This window comes from Longimicrobiaceae bacterium, assembly GCA_035696245.1.
GTDB lineage: Bacteria > Gemmatimonadota > Gemmatimonadetes > Longimicrobiales > Longimicrobiaceae > DASRQW01.
In genome coordinates, this window is the sequence record DASRQW010000539.1 from 1 (window position 1) to 16491 (window position 16491).

The 16491-nt window shown below is 71.2% G+C and carries 18 protein-coding genes; 5 read left to right on the forward strand and 13 right to left on the reverse strand.

Going from position 1 to position 16491, the window contains the following annotated elements:
- Window positions 1–12: 12 nt before the first annotated feature.
- From VFE05_23850 to VFE05_23885, 8 genes are all read right to left on the reverse strand, one after another.
- Window positions 13–468, reverse strand: coding sequence for a hypothetical protein (locus tag VFE05_23850; protein ID HET6233132.1), 456 nt, complete (start codon window positions 466–468; stop codon window positions 13–15).
- A gap of 194 nt (window positions 469–662) precedes the next feature.
- The gene (locus VFE05_23855) at window positions 663–1097 is read right to left on the reverse strand and encodes a hypothetical protein (protein HET6233133.1); all 435 of its coding nucleotides are present in this window, start codon (window positions 1095–1097) and stop codon (window positions 663–665) included.
- A 25-nt stretch (window positions 1098–1122) separates the two neighbouring features.
- Entirely contained in the window at window positions 1123–1902 is a 780-nt protein-coding gene (locus tag VFE05_23860; protein ID HET6233134.1) for a hypothetical protein, read from the reverse strand.
- 487 nt (window positions 1903–2389) lie between these two features.
- Window positions 2390–2632, reverse strand: coding sequence for a hypothetical protein (locus VFE05_23865; protein ID HET6233135.1), 243 nt, complete (start codon window positions 2630–2632; stop codon window positions 2390–2392).
- A gap of 74 nt (window positions 2633–2706) precedes the next feature.
- Entirely contained in the window at window positions 2707–3666 is a 960-nt protein-coding gene (locus tag VFE05_23870) for an NADPH:quinone reductase (protein HET6233136.1), read from the reverse strand.
- A gap of 28 nt (window positions 3667–3694) precedes the next feature.
- The gene (locus VFE05_23875) at window positions 3695–3886 is read right to left on the reverse strand and encodes a hypothetical protein (protein HET6233137.1); all 192 of its coding nucleotides are present in this window, start codon (window positions 3884–3886) and stop codon (window positions 3695–3697) included.
- Entirely contained in the window at window positions 3883–4362 is a 480-nt protein-coding gene (locus VFE05_23880; GenBank protein HET6233138.1) for a type II toxin-antitoxin system VapC family toxin, read from the reverse strand. Before VFE05_23880 ends, VFE05_23875 begins: the two co-directional genes overlap by 4 nt.
- Window positions 4363–4439: 77 nt before the next feature.
- Window positions 4440–6137 carry an NFACT family protein gene (locus VFE05_23885; protein ID HET6233139.1) on the reverse strand — a complete coding sequence of 566 codons (1698 nt, stop codon included), beginning with the start codon at window positions 6135–6137 and terminating at the stop codon, window positions 4440–4442.
- 123 nt (window positions 6138–6260) lie between these two features.
- On the opposite strand from VFE05_23885, the gene panB reads away from it, so the two are divergent.
- Together panB and panC are read left to right on the forward strand one after the other, a co-directional pair.
- Complete coding sequence (panB, locus tag VFE05_23890; protein HET6233140.1) at window positions 6261–7085, forward strand: 3-methyl-2-oxobutanoate hydroxymethyltransferase; 825 nt, start codon at window positions 6261–6263, stop codon at window positions 7083–7085.
- A complete protein-coding gene (panC, locus tag VFE05_23895; GenBank protein HET6233141.1) occupies window positions 7082–7978 on the forward strand; it encodes a pantoate--beta-alanine ligase in 897 nt (298 codons plus the stop codon). The genes panB and panC overlap by 4 nt, the downstream gene beginning before the upstream one ends.
- 72 nt (window positions 7979–8050) lie before the next feature.
- Here panC and VFE05_23900 read toward each other — a convergent pair whose 3' ends face one another.
- Together VFE05_23900 and VFE05_23905 are read right to left on the reverse strand one after the other, a co-directional pair.
- Complete coding sequence (locus tag VFE05_23900; protein HET6233142.1) at window positions 8051–8404, reverse strand: DUF86 domain-containing protein; 354 nt, start codon at window positions 8402–8404, stop codon at window positions 8051–8053.
- Window positions 8385–8702 (reverse strand): nucleotidyltransferase family protein, encoded by a 318-nt coding sequence (locus tag VFE05_23905; protein ID HET6233143.1) that lies wholly within the window; start codon window positions 8700–8702, stop codon window positions 8385–8387. The genes VFE05_23900 and VFE05_23905 overlap by 20 nt, the downstream gene beginning before the upstream one ends.
- A 224-nt stretch (window positions 8703–8926) precedes the next feature.
- Here VFE05_23905 and VFE05_23910 point away from each other — a divergent pair, with 224 nt between their 5' ends.
- Both VFE05_23910 and VFE05_23915 read left to right on the forward strand, forming a co-directional pair.
- Entirely contained in the window at window positions 8927–9523 is a 597-nt protein-coding gene (locus VFE05_23910; protein HET6233144.1) for an HD domain-containing protein, read from the forward strand.
- Window positions 9520–9978, forward strand: a complete 459-nt coding sequence (locus VFE05_23915; GenBank protein ID HET6233145.1) for a LytR C-terminal domain-containing protein — start codon at window positions 9520–9522, stop codon at window positions 9976–9978. Before VFE05_23910 ends, VFE05_23915 begins: the two co-directional genes overlap by 4 nt.
- A 335-nt stretch (window positions 9979–10313) precedes the next feature.
- Here VFE05_23915 and VFE05_23920 read toward each other — a convergent pair whose 3' ends face one another.
- Window positions 10314–12260: an FtsX-like permease family protein gene (locus VFE05_23920; GenBank protein HET6233146.1), complete on the reverse strand. Its 1947-nt coding sequence runs from the start codon at window positions 12258–12260 to the stop codon at window positions 10314–10316.
- 272 nt (window positions 12261–12532) lie between these two features.
- Between VFE05_23920 and VFE05_23925 the strand changes: the two genes are divergently transcribed.
- Window positions 12533–13492: a hypothetical protein gene (locus tag VFE05_23925; GenBank protein ID HET6233147.1), complete on the forward strand. Its 960-nt coding sequence runs from the start codon at window positions 12533–12535 to the stop codon at window positions 13490–13492.
- Window positions 13493–13631: 139 nt separating this feature from the next.
- On the opposite strand, the gene VFE05_23930 is transcribed toward VFE05_23925, so the two are convergent.
- Together VFE05_23930 and VFE05_23935 are read right to left on the reverse strand one after the other, a co-directional pair.
- A complete protein-coding gene (locus VFE05_23930) occupies window positions 13632–14870 on the reverse strand; it encodes a hypothetical protein (protein ID HET6233148.1) in 1239 nt (412 codons plus the stop codon).
- Window positions 14871–14916: 46 nt separating this feature from the next.
- Window positions 14917–16491, reverse strand: a 1575-nt coding sequence (locus VFE05_23935) for a PilZ domain-containing protein (GenBank protein HET6233149.1), incomplete at its 5' end; no start/stop codon positions are given.

Here is a 16491-nt window from a genome sequence, read left to right on the forward strand (position 1 = left end):
CAAACGAAACTGCTACATCGCGACCGAGGCGACGAGGCGAAGGTCTCTGTCCAAGATCAACAGTGGCAGCCAGCGAGTGTCGATGTGGGCGAAACCGGGTGGGATCACGCGAGGCTCCTGCCGCCGGGCGAGCGCGACGTAGTAGAAATCGCCCGCCTGGTAGAACGTGGGGAGCAGTGTCGATGAACGGCCGGCGAGCTGCTGCCGGTAGATGGCGAGCAGGCGCGCGCACAGGTCCGCATCGGCCGAGCCGGCGAGGAGGCGCACCTGTTCGGGCGAGGCGGATGAGACGCCGTGCCGTTGACGCGCATCGGCGTACTCTTCCGAGCTTGCGAAGCGGATGGCGATGCGGCGCGCCTGCTCCGTCTCGGCCAGACAAGCGGACGGAGTTGGCGGGAGCGGAGGATCGGCAACGCTTGGCGTCGTGCCCAGCGCGCCGACGAGCGCGAGAAGCGCGGAGATCGTCATCACTGCGTGCTCCTGATCCCGCAGGCGAAACGGTCCGACCTTCTGGCGAAGGCCGGCAGCAAGCCGCATCTACATCGAACGTCTCTCGCACCTGGGTCGAGGCAGATGGGACGCCGTCCCGTTGACGCGCGGAGTGCGGATGCGCCGCGAGGCCGCCCCGAAGGACGGCCCTGCGTGTTCATCTCCCGTCCCGCCTACATGGCGAACGACGAGACGTAGCGGAGGTTCTGGTCCAGCACGATCAAGCCGTCATGGCCCATGAAGTTGCGGTTGGGCGGTACCACGTACACGACCGGGACGAAGTAGAAGCCGTCGGCGTAGAAGTACGACGTGATCTGCGGGTACGGGTTGGACGAGAGCTGCACCGTGCCTTGCAGCGCCTGACACGTCGCCGCGTCCTGCGCGTCGGTGAGGGTACGCACGCTGGCGGAGCTCACGTTCTGCAGCCCGTAGTCGCTGCGCAGCGGCGACGTGTACGGCGACGTCAGGAAGCGTGTCACCACGGCGCGCGTCCGCTCCGTCTCGGCAGGGCAGGAGACGAGGCCGGCCGGCGCCGCGACGTTACGTGACGAGGCGTGCGGGGGAGACGACAGCGCCGCAGCGGCCAGGAAGAGGAAGGTGGAGATCATGATCCGGCACTCCCTTGTGTGAGGTTCAGTAGCCGCATCGGCCGTTCTGCGCGACGACCTGGAACTGGTCCTGGCTCTGCGGGTCGCCCACGAACTTCGTGACCTTGTCCTTGTCCAGTACGTAGCCCGGGATCCCCCACGCGGTGGAGACGCGTCCGTCGTAGTCGCTGGGCTCGTTCCCGTACTGCCACGTCGCCTGCATCGGCACGCCGTTGATGACTACGGTCACCTTCTCGCAGGCCGTCATCCTCTCCCGCAGGCGATACGGGTGGGTGTGCACCCACGCGACCGTGCCCGTGGGGGGAACCGCGTCGGCCGGCGCGTCGATGCCGCACGCGCCCACGGTCCAGCTGGCGGGGAAGGGCACCACCTCCAGGGATCCGGCCGACTGCACGACCCACCCTCCTTGCTCGCGCCGGTCCGCCATGTTCGCATCGGGACTGCTGGCGGCCCACAGTTGCGCGAAACCCGTCTGAACCGCCGGAGAGTCGGTGACGGGGTCGTCCGTGTGGCAGGCGGGTTTGGCGGCCGTGTCCGCCGGCTCGGGCGGTGGCGAGCCTCCGCCGCCTCCGCTACCCGCGCCGGGGTCGCCGGACGTGGGCCCGCTCGGCGGCGTGGGCGCGGTGGGTGTGCCCGCGCCGCAGAAGCTGGCGTCCTCGTGCCAGTAGCCGTATTTGTCCTTGCACCACCCGCTGAAGTCCGACGTGAGCCCCGGCAGCGAGTACACGATCCCGCGCCGCTGCCCCTCCTCCAGCCCCGCCGACGTGGGTCCGTCGGTGCAGCCAATCGCCACAAGGGCGGCCATCGTGCTCACAGTGGCGTAAACTACACTGAACAGGTCCGCAGCGCATCCCTTTCGTTTTGCTTCCCCCCAGCCTCTCGCGCGCCGGACGGCGAACACGGCTGCGGGGCGGTCCTCTGCCTGTTCCCGCATGAATGCCTCCACATAGAACTGCTGGGTTCACATCCAAGGGCATGCCCGCACAGGTGAGTCTCACGGTCGGCAGAATAAAGGGACAAAAGGGACGGCGCAAGGTTTGTGACAGGAAATGGAAGGTTGTGGCGGCAGGCCGGTCGGAATTCATGTCCAGTTTCGTCTCACCGGTCGCGGCGCGGAAAGGCGGGCGAGAATGGACGCAGCGAACTCGACGCCTACGCGCGGTTCCGAAGCGCGCCTGATCGCGGGAAAGAAATCACCCGAACGATTGTCATCGCCCGGGTGGTTCGTGTTCGGTTGAGGCATGCGGTCGAGCCGCCGAGCGACGGGTGAACGTCAGGAGCGCGAGGCTGCTTCAGACGGCGCCGCGCCGCGCCCGGACCGCCGCCCAGATGCCGCCGGCGCCGGCAAGCACGGACAGGAAGGCGATGAACAGCCCCTCCCATCCGTCGATCGCGCGGTCGTGCGAGAGGTACTCCATGTTGGTGCCGGTCCGGATCGCGGCGAGAGCCTGCACGAACACCACGACGCCGAAGGCGAGGAGCATCACCGACACCGCGACGATGCCCTTGAGCGGCGTCTGGATTCCGGGCTGCATGGCTTCCTCCCTCCATTGAGCGACGATGCTTCCGCCGTGCGAGTGGACCGAGACCGTCCGTGAGCGGGCGCCGACTACGGAACGAGGACGATCTTGCCGAGCGCGCCGGGCTCCATCACGCGTTCGTGGGCGCGGGACGCGTCGGCCAGCGGGATCTCCTCGCGGATTACGGGGCGGAGCGTGCCCGCGTCCAGCCCGGCGCCGAGCGCTGCGTGGATGGACGCCAGCTCCGCGTCGGTCGCGTTGAAGACCATCATGCCGTGTATGGAGGCGTCGCGGCTCATGGCGTCGCGCGGGTTCACCTGCACGGGCCCGCGGCTGCCGATTACGACCACGCGCCCGCCGCGCGCCACGATCGTCAGGTCCTTCCCGAGGTTCACGTTGGCGAGCATCTCCAGCACGACGTCGACGCCGCGGCCGCCGGTCAGCTCCATGAGCTCGGCGAGATAGCCTTCGTCGCGGTGGTCGAGGACGTGGTGGGCGCCATGCTCCCGCGCGAGCCGCCGCCCATCGTCCGTGCCCGCCGTGCCGATCACCGTCAGACCTGCCGCCCGCGCCAGCTCCACCGCGGCGATGCCCACGCCGCCGCTCGCGCCGTGCACCAGCACCGTCTCGCCGGGCAGCGCGCGCGCCTTGTGGAAGAGGCCGCGGTAGGCGGTGGCGTACGGCACGCCGAGCGCCGCTCCCTGAGCGAACGTCGCAGCATCCGGGAGCGGGTGCACGTGCGCCGCGTCGCACAGCGCCAGCTCCGCGTACGAGCCGCTCAGCGTCCGCGAGGTGTAGACGCGGTCGCCGGGGCGCACGTTCGCCACGCCCTCGCCGGCGGATTCCACCGTGCCCGCCGCGTCGGTGCCGGGCGTGTAGGGCAGGGGAGGGGTGTTGCCCGTGCCGGAGCGCTGGTACGTCTCCACCGGGTTCACGCCCGCCGCGCGCACCCGAACCACGACCTGCCCCGCCGCGGGCGCGGGATCGGGCACGTCCTCCAGCCGCAGCACCTCCGGCCCACCCGTCTCGTGCACCCGGATCGCCTTCATCGCCTTTCTCCGGCCGAGCCGTCTTTCATCAAGCCGCCGAGCTTGCGCGAGGTTCCGCCCGTGCGGGAGGCTCCACTACGATCCAGCCTTTCGCTCGGGCTTCCTCGTCCTTGCGCGCAAGGTCGGCGAAGATCGCGTCTACGTCGTGGCCGAATTCCGCCGCATAGGCCTCGCGCGCACGACGTACCTCCTCGACGATGGGGTCTTTCCACATGGTCATCCCTTTCCCATGAGTTGCTCCGGCGTGCACAGTATCGGCAGCAAATACCCCGCCGTTCGGCAGATGCGTTCCAGCACTGGCTGGATCTCGGCGTTGGCGATGTGCTTGCAGTTCCACGTCAGGAGGTAATCGATCTTGTGAACAGCCGCCAGTGCGATGTGCGCCGCGTCGGCTTCCGCCTTTTTCGGAAGGACGCCATGACCCATCAGCGAACGGGCCAGCAAGCCAGCCTCTGCACGGAAAGCGAGCAGGGAAAGGCTTGTGATCACTTCCAGCCGGCGGGCGGCGAACTCCCGGTTGCCGCGTGAGGCTTCTTCCACCACGAGCGACGAGGAACACAGATCGAACGACTCGGCTCGACGCTCCCACCATTGATGCGTGATCTGCTGATGGCCCGCGGTGACCAAGTCGCGACTGGGCCGCCCCACGAGATAGCTCACGACGCTGGTTTCAACGTACACTTTGGGCTGGGCCATTGTCCGGCGGAGAGGAGGAATACGGATGTGCGGTTGACCTGCGTGAAAAAGGCGTCTTATGAGACGTGACGCAAGAATTACGACGCCGAGGGAAGCTCCGCATCTACCCGCAGCCGTTCTTCGACGGCGGGGTCGGGGGCCACGAAGAGGGTCTTCGCGTGCTGGATGGTGACGCGGCCGGGAGGGGCGCCGCGCGGCTTGCGGACATGCTTGCGGCGCGTCCAGTCCACCGCGACGGTGCCGGACGAGCGGGCCTTGCTGTAGAACGCGGCGAGCACCGCGGCTTCTTCCAGGTCGCGGGCCGGGGGCGCGTCCGCGTCCGCCCATCGCAGCACGACGTGCGAACCGGGCACCGACCGCGCGTGCAGCCACACGTCCGACGGGGCGGAGTGGCCGAAGGTGACGCGGTCGTTGTCGCGCGATGTCCGCCCCACGCGCACCTCCAGCCCGCCGGAGGTGCGGTAGAGGCGGAACGGCATGCGCTCGGCCTGCGGGCCCGCCGCCGCGCTCTTCTTCGCCGGCTCGCGCGTGAGGAGACGGATGGCCGCGGCGGGAAGCTCGCCCGCCTCGCCGGCGGCGACGGCGGCCTCCCAGCGCTCCACGTCGCGGCGGGCGGCGGCCAGCAGCTCGGGCACGCGCTCCTCGGCGCGCTGGCGGCGGGCGGCCTCGTCGTACAGGCGCTTGGCGTTCTCGTTGGGGCGCAGCGTGGGGTCCAGCTCCACCTCCACCTCGGTCCCGTCCTCGAACGACGGCAGGCGCACGGACGAGGTGCCGGGCGTGACGTACTGCAGGTAGGCGAGGAGGAGGTCGCCCCGCGCGCGCAGCCGGTCTGCCTCGCCCACGCGCCGCATCTCCTGCTCCAGGCTGCCCACCCGCCGCCGCGCGCCCGCCAACCGCTTCCGCGCGCGCTCCAGCAGCTCCGCATCTGCCGTGGACGCCGAAGCAGGGTCGGCGGATGCGCTGCGTTCCGCGGCGGTGTCCATCGCCGCGATCAGCGTCTTCGCATCTTCCGACTCGATCCCCTCCAGCGGCATCGGGTACGGCTGCGCGCCGGCCGGTAGATGCAGGAGCACCGGGCGCGGCGGCGATAAGGTGCGCAGCGCCCACCACCGCTCGAACGCCTCCGCCAGCGCGTCCGCGTCTTCCGACGTGGAAGCGTGGCCTATGATCGAAGCGGAGTTCACGGGGCTCGCGTCGGCGAAGCGGCGCACCAGCTCGCCCCGGCGCTGCGGCGGCGCGAGGGGGGAGAGGACGCGCATCCACTCCGCCCACGCATCGTCACGCTGCACGCGCCCGGAGCCGAAGCGCGGCTCGCCGTGCGGGGGCACGTACGGCGCACCCGCGCGGAGCGAGCGCCCGCCCGCGTCGCGAGCGCGCAGGACGGAGACGATGCGGCGGTCGCTGTTGTCCACCAGCAGCGCGTTCCACTGATTCGTGTGAAGCTCCACCACCAGCGCGCGCGACCCGCCGCGGAACCGGCTGCCCTCCTGGAGCTCGATGCGCAGCCGCCGCTCGTCCGGCGGCGCGGTCACCGAGACGATGCGCGCCTCGGGCGCCAGCGCGGCGGATTCGGGAGGGCGGGGGATGAGGCGGGCCCAGCCAGCGCCGGGGTGCAGGTCGAAGCGCAGCGCCTCGCCGCGGTCCAGGAAAAGGGTCGCGGAAAGGTCTGCCGCGAACACCGGCGAGGGGTGCGCGAAACGGCCAGCGAGGCTCGTTTGCAGCTCCGCGGCGAGGGCGCGGGCGAGGGGCGGATCCCACCGAATCGGGTTTGACACCGGCGGAAGATCAGGTTAGTATTTCGCCACGTCAACCCGCTGATCTTGGACACGCATCGGCCCGGTAACGGGCGGGACATTTGCTGGCTTCCGCCCGCGACCGGTCCCTGGGATGAGGACCGGATGTCCACTCAACGCGGGAATGGCGCTCGGCCGCTCGGCGTACCCGAGCTGCGCGAGATGAAGCGCCGTGGGGAGCGCATCGCAGCGCTCACTGCATACGACTACCTTTTCGCACGGGTGGTCGACGAGGCCGGCGTGGACGTGATCCTCGTCGGCGATTCGCTCGCCCAGGTGGTGCTGGGGTTGGACAGCACGCTGCCCGTCACGGTGGACGACATGATCCACCACGCCCGAGCCGTGCGCCGGGGCGTGCAGCGCGCGCTGCTGGTGGTGGACATGCCGTTCATGTCGTACCAGGTCTCGCCGCAGGACGCGCTCCGCAACGCGGGCCGCATCATGCAGGAGACCGGCGCGGGAGCGGTGAAGTTGGAGGGCGGCTCCCCGCAGGCCGCCGAGACGGTGCGGACCCTCGTCCGCGCCGGGATCCCCGTCATGGGCCACCTGGGCTTCACGCCCCAGTCGGTCAACGTGACGGGGACGCGCGTTCAGGGGCGCGACGAGGATGGCCCCCGCCGCATCCTGGAAGAGGCGAAGCGGCTGGAGGAGGCGGGCGCCTTCTCGGTCGTCCTGGAGCTGATCCCGGGCGCGATCGCGAAGGCGGTGACCCAGGCGCTGGAGATCCCCACCATCGGCATCGGGGCGGGGGCGGAATGCGACGGGCAGGTGCTGGTGCTGCACGACATGCTGGGCATCAACATCGGCTTCGCGCCGCGCTTCCTGCGCCGCTTCGCCGAGGTGGGGCAGGCCGCCGCGGCGGGCGTGGGAGACTACGTGAAGGCGGTGAAGGGCGGGGAGTACCCCTTGCAGGAGCATACCTTCGAATGAGCGCCCAAGCGTTGAGAACGCCCGTGATCCCGCTGCCCGTGGGCGGGGGCATGCGCGTGGTGCACACCCGCGCCCAGGTGCGCGAGGCCGTGGCCGCCGCGCGCGCGCAGGGGAAGACGGTGGCGCTGGTGCCCACCATGGGTTACCTGCACGAGGGCCACCTCTCGCTGGTGGACCGCGCCCGCGCCGAGGCCGGGTTCGTGGCGATGTCCATCTTCGTGAACCCGCTCCAGTTCGGCCCGCGCGAGGACCTGGCGCGCTATCCCCGCGACCTGGACCGCGACCTGGAGATGGCGCGCGACCGTGGCGTGGACCTCGTCTTCGCGCCCGGCGTGGCGGAGATGTACCCCGCTGGCGAGCCGCGCGTGGCGGTCGTTCCGGACACGATGGCCGACCGGCTGTGCGGCGCGTCGCGGCCCGGCCACTTCCGCGGAGTGCTGACCGTCGTCGCCAAGCTGTTCGGCATCTTCGCGCCGGACGTGGCGGTGTTCGGGCAGAAGGACCTGCAGCAGGCCACGCTCATCCGGCGGATGGTGACGGACCTGGACATGGCGGTGCGCGTGGAGATCGCCCCCATCGTCCGCGAGGCCGACGGGCTGGCGATGAGCTCGCGCAACGTCTACCTCTCGCCCGAGGAGCGCGAGCGGGCGCTGGCGCTGTCGCAGGGCCTGGAGCGCTGCCGCGCCCTCTTCGCCGCGGGCGAGACGGACGCGGACGTGCTGCGCGCGGCGCTGTGGGCGGCGATGTCGGTGCCCGGCGTGGAGCCCGAGTACGCCGACGTGGTCGACGCCCGCTCGCTGGAGCCGGTGCAGCGCGCCCTCCCCGGCTCCGTTTGCGCGGTGGCCGCCCGCGTCGGCAAGACCCGCCTCATCGACGACGCCGTCCTGGGCTGAGGCGCCGCGCAGGCGATCGAAGGTAGATGTAGGTCGGACAGACGGCCGGCGAGACGGACCCGATGGGTTCGCTCAGCCGGCCGTTTCGTTTTCCGAGGCAAGGATCTGCTCGATGCGCTGCGCGAGCGGTACGGCTTCCCTGGTGGCGACGTTCCAGACCACCCGGTAGTCGATCCCGAAGTAGCCGTGGATCAGGCGGTCGCGCATCCCCGCCATCAACCGCCACTCGAACTCCGGATGCAGCTCGCGCCATTCACCGGGCACCTGCTTCGCGGCTTCGCCGATGATCTCGATGCTGCGGACCAGCGCACGGCGGAGCACCTCGTCCTCCATCATCTCCTCGCGCGTGAGCCCCTGGGTCTGGGCGGTCAAGAACCGCGCCTCCACCAGCATGTGCCGCAGATATTCAAGCGGCGACAAGGACATCTTCCGCCTCGCGCAGGATGTACGGCCCGATGAACGGGCTGAGGGCTTCGGTGGTCACCAGCTCCACGCGACGCTCCAGCAGGTCTTCCAGCAGGAACGACAGCGACATGAAGTTGCGGAAGGTGACCTGCTCGGGATCGAACTCCACCAGCAGGTCCACGTCGCTGTCCGGGCGCGCCTCGCCCCGCAGGACGGAGCCGAACAGCGCCACGCGCCGCGCTCCGAGCGCGCGGATCTGGACGCGGGCGCCGTGGAGACGTTCGATGACTTGGTCCTTGGTCAGCGGCTGCTCATCCATGCGCGCAATCTAGCGTCGGGTGTGCGAAGGTGGAAAGCTGTTGCATCGTCTGCCGCCGCCGCCCCTCGACGGACGCGGCTGTTGTCCGGGGCTGCGTTGCGGCATTATCATCTACCGTTGCCGCGGCGAAGCGGCATCATCATCCCACGGCCCGCGTGTCCTGACGGACGCTCGGGCCTGCGCGTCGCGCGGCTTTCCATCTCCCGTTACCCGTACTTCCGTCCATGAACGCCGTGGAACCCGCTTCCGCACTGAGCGAGACGGTGCGCGCCGCCGCCGCGGGGAAGATGCCCGTGTGGGCGGTGGCGAAGCCCAAGCGCCGCGAGCACGTGGCGCGCGTGGCGGCGCTGATGCGCGAGTGGGCGGAGGCGCTGGGCCTGGGTGCGGACGACGTCGCTCGGTGGGCGGCAGCCGGGACGCTGCACGACGCGCTTCGCGACGCCGATCCGGACGAGCTGCGCCGCGAGGTTCCGCCCGAGCTCCGCGGCCTGCACGACGCGCTGCTCCACGGTCCCGCCGCCGCCGAGCGCCTGAAGGACGAGGCCGACGAGGAGATGCTGGACGCGATCCGCTACCACACGCTCGGCTACGCGGGCTTCGGGCGGCTGGGGCGAGCGCTGTACCTGGCGGACTTCATGGAGCCCGGCCGCCGCTTCGACCCGGAGTGGACGGCGTCGCTGCGCGCGCACATGCCGCGTGAGATGGACGCCGTGCTGCGCGAGGTGGTCGAGGCGCGCGTGGCGCACGTGGACGGCGAGACCGGCAGCGTGCACCCGCTCACGCTGGCCTTCCGCGACGCAGTGACGGAGGGCGCTCCGTGAGCCGCTGGCAGACGGCGGGCTTCGCGGTGACGCTGCTGGCGGTGGGTGCGCTGCTGGTTTCCGGGCTGATGGGCATCGGGGGGAAGCCGGCGCCCGCGGTGGTGGCGCGGACCGCGGGCGTGGTCGCGGAGCCGCCGGCGCAGCGGGTGCGCGTGGAGGTGCTGAACGCGTCCGGGCGCCTGGGGCTGGCGCGCGAGGCCACGCGCTACCTCCGCGACCGCGGCTTCGACGTGGTGTCGTTCGGCACGGCGCGCGGCGGCGTTGCGGCGACGCGCGTCATCGACCGCATCGGCAAGCCGGCATCGGCGCAGGAGGTGGCGGACGCGCTGGGCCTCCGCACCCCCGTCACCACCGAGCGCGACACCACGCTCTTCGTGGACGCCACCGTCGTCCTCGGCAAGGACTGGCACCCCGCCGGAGACCCCGCCACCACGGACTCGGTAAAGCCTCAATAGCGTCCGCCTGCCAAACCGCGATGTCGTTGTAGGGGTGCGATTTATCGCATCCGAAACCTCTCTCCGGCAACGATTCCACCGCGTTCGACGGCGGGCGAATTCGCTCCGCGGAGTCGATGACCACAGAAGAAGGGCCGGGCTCCGCGTGGGGGCCCGGCCCTTCTTCGTCCGCGTCGGCATTTGCCTGGACAATTCCGTTGATGCACGTCGACGGATGACGTCAGGATCTCCCTTGCTGCCGCGCAGAGCGTATCAATCGCGGCGCAGGGAGCAGCGGTCGTCCTCGCGACGATTGCTGGTGCGTCGAGATTCCGCGCGGTTCCGCTGCCGGTTCTCTACTCCGCGCGGAGGGAGATCTGTGGATCGACAGATGCCGCGCGGCGGGCAGGGCGGAGGCTGGCGGTGAGGGCGACGATCGCCAGCGTGGCCCCGATGGTGGCGTGGACCGGGAGGTCCAGCGCGTTCACGCCTTCAAACGAGAGCTCCAGGCTGCGGGCGACGGAGAGAGCGCCCATCGTCCCGATCACCGTGCCGAAGACGGTGAGCCGCAGGCCCTGGCGGAGCACCAGCCGCGTCACGTCCGCCACGCGGGCGCCGAGCGCCATGCGGATGCCGATCTCGCGCGTGCGGCGGGCGACGTTGTACGCCATCACCGCGTAGAGGCCGGTGGTTGCCAGAAGCAGCGCGGCGCCCGCGAGCGCGGCGAAGACGACGGCGAACCATCGCAGAGGCGCCGCGAACGAGGCGAGGTACGCATCCATCGTCATCCCGTCCGTCACCTTCGCTCCCGGAACCGCTCCGCGGACGGCGCGCTGCACGGCGGATGCGAGCCGCGCGGGATCGCCGTGGACGCGCACCGCCAGCCCTGCGGCGGCGGGCGGATGCTGGAGCGCGGACAGGTAGAGCGTGGGCACGGGCTGGGACGATGCGCCGATGCCGCGCGCGTGGATCTCGCCGACCACGCCCACGACCGTGTACCACTCGCCCGAGCGCCCGCCGACCTGGATCTGCTTGCCGAGCGGCTCGCCGTTGGGGAAGAGCCGGTAGGCGAACGCGGTGCTGATCACGGCGACTCGCGGCGCGCCCGCGCGGTCCCGCATCTCCAGCTCGCGCCCGCTCACCACCGGCGCGCCAAGCGTGCGGAAGAAGCGCGGCCCGACCGCCTGGACGCGCGCCTCGCCCTCGCTCACGGGCTTGATCATCCCCGCCATCGCGCACTCGCCGCAGACGGCGGTCACGCGGTCGGTGGCGCCCACGCCGAGCCACGAGCCCGTGGTGGCGATGCTGGTGTCCACCACGCCGGGCACGCCGCGGACGCGCGCCATGGCCTGCTCGTACATCTCCGCGCGCCGGGCCGTACCCAGCCGCGCGCCGCCGGGCAGCGTGACCCGCGCCGTAAGCGTCCCGTGCGGATCGAACCCGAGCCCCGCATCGTCCGTCCGCTGCGAAGCGAAGCTGCGGAGCAGGAGGCCCGCCGTGGTGAGAAGGACGAGCGATGCGGCGATCTGGAGCACCGCCAGCACGTTGCGGATGGCGGCCTCGCCGGGGCCGCCGGTGGCGCGGTCGCCCGCGGCCACGAAGCGGCGCAGGTCGCGGCTCCACGCCACCCTGGCCGGCGAGAGCCAAGCGAGTAGCGTCACCACGACGAACGCGCCCACGACGGTCATGAGGACTGCGCCGTCCATCCCCGTCCCGCTCCACGGCGCGTCTCCCGACGGCCACGCGGCCTTCAGCACGTATGCTCCCGGCCACGCCAGCAGCAGCCCCAGCCCGATGCCGATGCCCGCCAGAAGCGCGCTCTCCGAGAGGAGCTGGCCGACGAGGCGGCGCCGCATCGCGCCGAGGATGGTGCGCATCGCCATCTCCGGCTGGCGTGCCGAGCCGCGCGCGAGCACCAGCGTGACCACGTTGACGAGCGCGATGCCCAGCAGGAGCAGCGTCAGCGCGAACGTCATCCACAGGAGCGAGCCGAACGCCTGTGACTGCATCGCGCCCAGCGGCTGACGCTCCGCCGTCCACCGCAGCCAGTCCGTCGCGCCGGGAGCTTCGCGCAGCAGCGGGTGCGTGTAGCGCGGCCCGGCCGTGACGCCCTGGCGCACGATCCCCAGCAGCGGCACCCCAAGTCCGGTCGCGAACGCCAGTGCCGCGATCACCGGGAGCGCCACGCCGGGCGTGTTTCGCAGCGTGCGGATGGCGGCGCGCACGTGCTCCCCGACCACGCTCGCCGGCGGTGAGATGCGGGGCGTTGCGTTGCTGGACGCAGGATATGGCGAATCGGCCATGTAGATGTGCGGGCGGAGATGGATGTAGAACCGCGCACTCGCGAAGATGCGCGGCGCCCCGCGGAGCGGCAAGGAGGCCGAGGCGTTGGACTCCGGAACCGGGCCGACGGTTGGATGCGATCGATTCGTAGACCGCGTTGGTCCGCAGATGACGCGGCTTCGGCGGACGGCGGCGTCGGACGATCCGTGGCGGAGGCGGGGGCGGCAGCCTACGTTGTCGGCGCGCGGCGGAGGGGCCGGCGCGCGACGCACCGCACGGACGCGAGCCTGCCTTGAAGACGACGGCCTTCGTAAGCCACCACGACTGCCCGCGGCACGACACCGGGTGGAACAACCCGGACCACCAGGGCCGGCTGCCCGCCGTCGCGCGGGCGGTGTACCGCGACATGCTGACGCTCTTCGAGCCGCTGCTGGAGTTGGAGGCAGTTCCCGCGACGGAAGCGGACCTCCGCCTGGTCCACACGCAGCGGCATATCGACGCGGTCCGCGGCGTCTCCGCGCAGTCCGCGGCGGATGGCGTCACGCTGCTGCTGGACGGCGTGCCCGTCTCCGGCGCGTCGTGGGATGCGGCGCTCGCGGCGGCGGGCACCGGCATCACCGGCGCGGACGCGGTGCTCGCGGGCGAGGTGCGCAACGCCTTCTGCACCGCCCGGCCGCCCGGACGCGGCGCCACGGCCGACCACGCGGGCGAGCTGTCGCTCTTCAACAACGTCGCGATTGCCGCCCGCCACCTGTGCGAGCGCCGCGGCGTGGGCCGCATCCTCGTCACCGACTGGGGCATCCGCCCGCCCCTCGCCACGGCCGAGCTGCTCGCGGGCGATGACCGCATCATCCTCCTCTCCATCCATCAGCAGCACGACGTGTCGGTAGATGCCGAGCCGCCGACGCGCCCCGAGAGCATCGATTCGAGCCGCTGGATCGCCCTCCCCGTCGGCAGCGATGGAAGCGTCTTCGCGGATGCGCTGAAGACGGCATTGGCGACGATTCCGGAAGATGCCGGGCCGGACATCGTGCTCCTCGCCGCGGGCTTCGACGTGCTTGCGGGCGAGCCGCTAGGGCAGCTGGCGGTCCAGCCCGACGACGTCTACGACCTTACGCGGATCATCCGTGATTGGGCGGATGCGAGGTGCGGTGGAAAGCTCGTCTTGATCCTGGAAGGCGGATACGGGAAGGGCGTGCCGCGCGCGGTGGTGCAGCATCTCCGGGCGCTGGCGGGGTTGGAGCAGGCGTAGGATCGCGGGCGACGAGGTGTCTTGTTCAACTGGCAGTTCTCTTTGTAGAACTGTCTGCGCCAGCAACAGGACGTAGACGCGACCAGGGGCGCCGGGAATTCCGGCGCCCCTGGTCGTGCAACATCTACCGAATCCCAATCTACCGCGTCCCGCCCCGTGTGTTCGTCGCGGGCGCGGAGGGCGTGGCGACGCGGGCCGCCGGGGCTGCGGGCGGCGGCACCAGCTTGGCGTAGGCCGCTCGGAAGGCATCGGCGGGCTCGGTGCCGGGGAACGGCTTGTCCCACTCCGTGTGCGGCGCGATCACGGCAACAGGGCGCGGGAGCGTGCGCACCATCGCGGCGATGTCCGGCGCGTTCGCGGCGGCGCCGCGGCGCGGCAGCGGCGCCTCGTGCACAGCCACGCCGGCCGAAGCAAGGGTGCGTTTGTCCTCGGCCAGCCACGCCGCCTGCGCCGAATCCGCCGGGTCGAGCAGGAACACGGCCGACTTGACCTGCCCGGCCTCCATGTAGCCCGCCATCTCCGCCGCGTTGGGGCGCGGGATCAGCCACACGTCGCGCTCCACCTGGAAGATGCGCCCATGCTCGAACGGCGCGGTGCGGTCCGCGAAGGTGGAGGCGTGCTTCAGGTCGCCGCTCAGCTTCACATTCTTGCCCATGCTCTCCACCGCCCGCCGCGCCACGTTGGTGCGGTCGCGTCCCAGCCCGCAGTGCACGTAGAACTTGCCGTGTCCGTCGCGCGCGATCTGCTGGATGCGGGCGATGGCGGCGGCGTTGTCGCTCACCCACGGCAGCATGGGCACGTGGATGAACTTGATGCCCAGCTCGGCCGCGTTCTTCTTCTCCTCGGCGATGCTGCGCGGCTCGAACGGAACGACGGCCGGGTGCTGGAGGGAGATGACGGAGGTCACGCCCTCGCGCTTCAGCTCCTGGAGGCGCGCGTAGTCCGGATACGCACCGAACATGAACTCCGCGCCCGAGGCGCTGCGCAGGTCGCCGGCCGCGTCGCCGCCGCCCACGCTGGCCAGCATCCGGCCCGGATCCATCCACGCCCACAGGCAGAGCGCCGCCGCGGCCGTCACGCCGCCCACGATGCCGAAACGGCCCGGCGTCGTCCGCGCGCGCCAGAGCCGCGCGACCAGGAAGCGCGCCAGGAAGACCGAGGCGACGACGTAGGCCACGATCACCCCGCGCACCGCCCAGTCCTCGCCCGCCTGGGACCAGCCCGCGCCGCGGACTGCGCTCGTCAGCCACTTCATGGGCCCCACCAGCAGCACGGTGCCGGTGAAGAAACCCACCATCAGCCACACGTACAGGAAGGTCCCCAGCACGGTGCCGCTGTTGGGCCTCCGCCGCTCGGCCTCCGCGTATTCCGTCATCATCGGTCCTCTTCCCGTGCTCGTATTCCCATCGTCGGACTCGAAGGCGTCAGGCGCCGACCGCGCGGCGCAGGGGCTGCGGGCGGCGGAACCCGGCGTCGAACCACTGCGCCGGGCGCGGGTCCGCGTCGCGCGCCACGCCCACCGCGAACCGCACCCCGATGGGGGTCTCGAAGGCGCGCGAGAAGACCACGCGGCCCGAGCGGTGGATCTTGGTGCCCGGCACGCGGAACTTGATGCGCGTGCCCGGCGCCAGCGGCCGGTCCATGAGCAGGCGCGCACCGTTGCGGCTCAGCTCCTCGAGCAGCGCCGCGCGCTCGCGGCCCGCCGTTCCCGCGCGCACCCGCTCGCCCAGCGACACGCGGGCGGGCAGACGCACCTGCCGGCGGCGCTCGCCGCGGGCGTTGCGCATCCAGTCCACCACGCGCTCCAGCAGCGGCGCGGAGATCTTGTACTGCTGCTGCTCCATGGGCACCGCGTGCTGCGTGCAGTGCAGCTCGATGGCGTCGCGCACGTTCACCGGCACGTCCTGGAACTGGATGCCGGAGCGGAACATGCGCTCGCCGGCGCCCGCCACCGCGTCGTTGTGCAGCACCGTGCCGCGCACCTCCACCGTGCGCGTGCTGAGCGGCAGCGTGAGCCGCACCTCGGTGCCCTCGGGCAGCTCGCGGCTGGCGCGGAAGGCCATGCCGCCGGGGTTCAGGTTCTCCGCCAGCGCCACGTACGGCCGCTGCTTGCCGCCGCCGTGGCCGCGCAGCCGCACCGTCACCGGGAAGCGGTCGCGGAAGCGGTGGTCCGCCCGCTGCTGCCGCACCCGCAGCGACAGCCGCACCACGCCCGCCGCGAGCGAGAAGTTGAGCGCCAGCCAGATGAAGTTGATCCGGAACGCCGTGCTGCTCCATCCGCCCGTCGCGTAGTGCATCCACCCGAACCGCGTCGCCAGCGTGGCCCACGCGACGGCGATCACGGAGAGCGACATCAGCACCACGTGCGGCGCGTAGGTCTTGAACGGCACGTGGCCGGGGCCCTTGGGCGTCACGTTGAAGCGCAGCGGCTTGCTGCTGAACAGCCCCATCACGGCCCGCGTGTAGGTCCAGAACTTCACCATGTGGTAGCGCTCGGCCACCAGCGTGTTGCTGCGCCCCCGGCCGATGGCCTCGGACATGATGAAGGAGAGCGCCAGGAAGGGGAGGAAGCGCGCCAGGAAGGCCGCGTTCAGCGCCGAGATGGGCAGCACCCCGGTGAGGAAGAAGACGATGGGCGCTGCGTAGAACACCAGCTTCTGCACGCCGCCCACGTACGCCGTGAGCGAGCCGAAGTACGAGATGCGCTGCGAGAGCGACAGGCCCGGCAGCGTGAGCGGGTTGTACTTCTTGATCACCTGCATGGCGCCCTGGCCCCAGCGCAGGTGCTGCGTGTGGAAGGCCACCGCGCTGCCCGCCGCCAGCCCGTACGCCAGGCTCTCGCCGTAGAAGGCCGAGTTCCAGCCCGCCGCGTGCAGCTTCATGGACGTCTCGATGTCTTCCGTGATCGAGTGCGTGGAGAAGCCGCCGATCTCGTCCAGCGCCGCCCGCCGGATCACCGCGCACGAGCCGCAGAAGAAGGTCCCGTTCAGCGAGTCCTT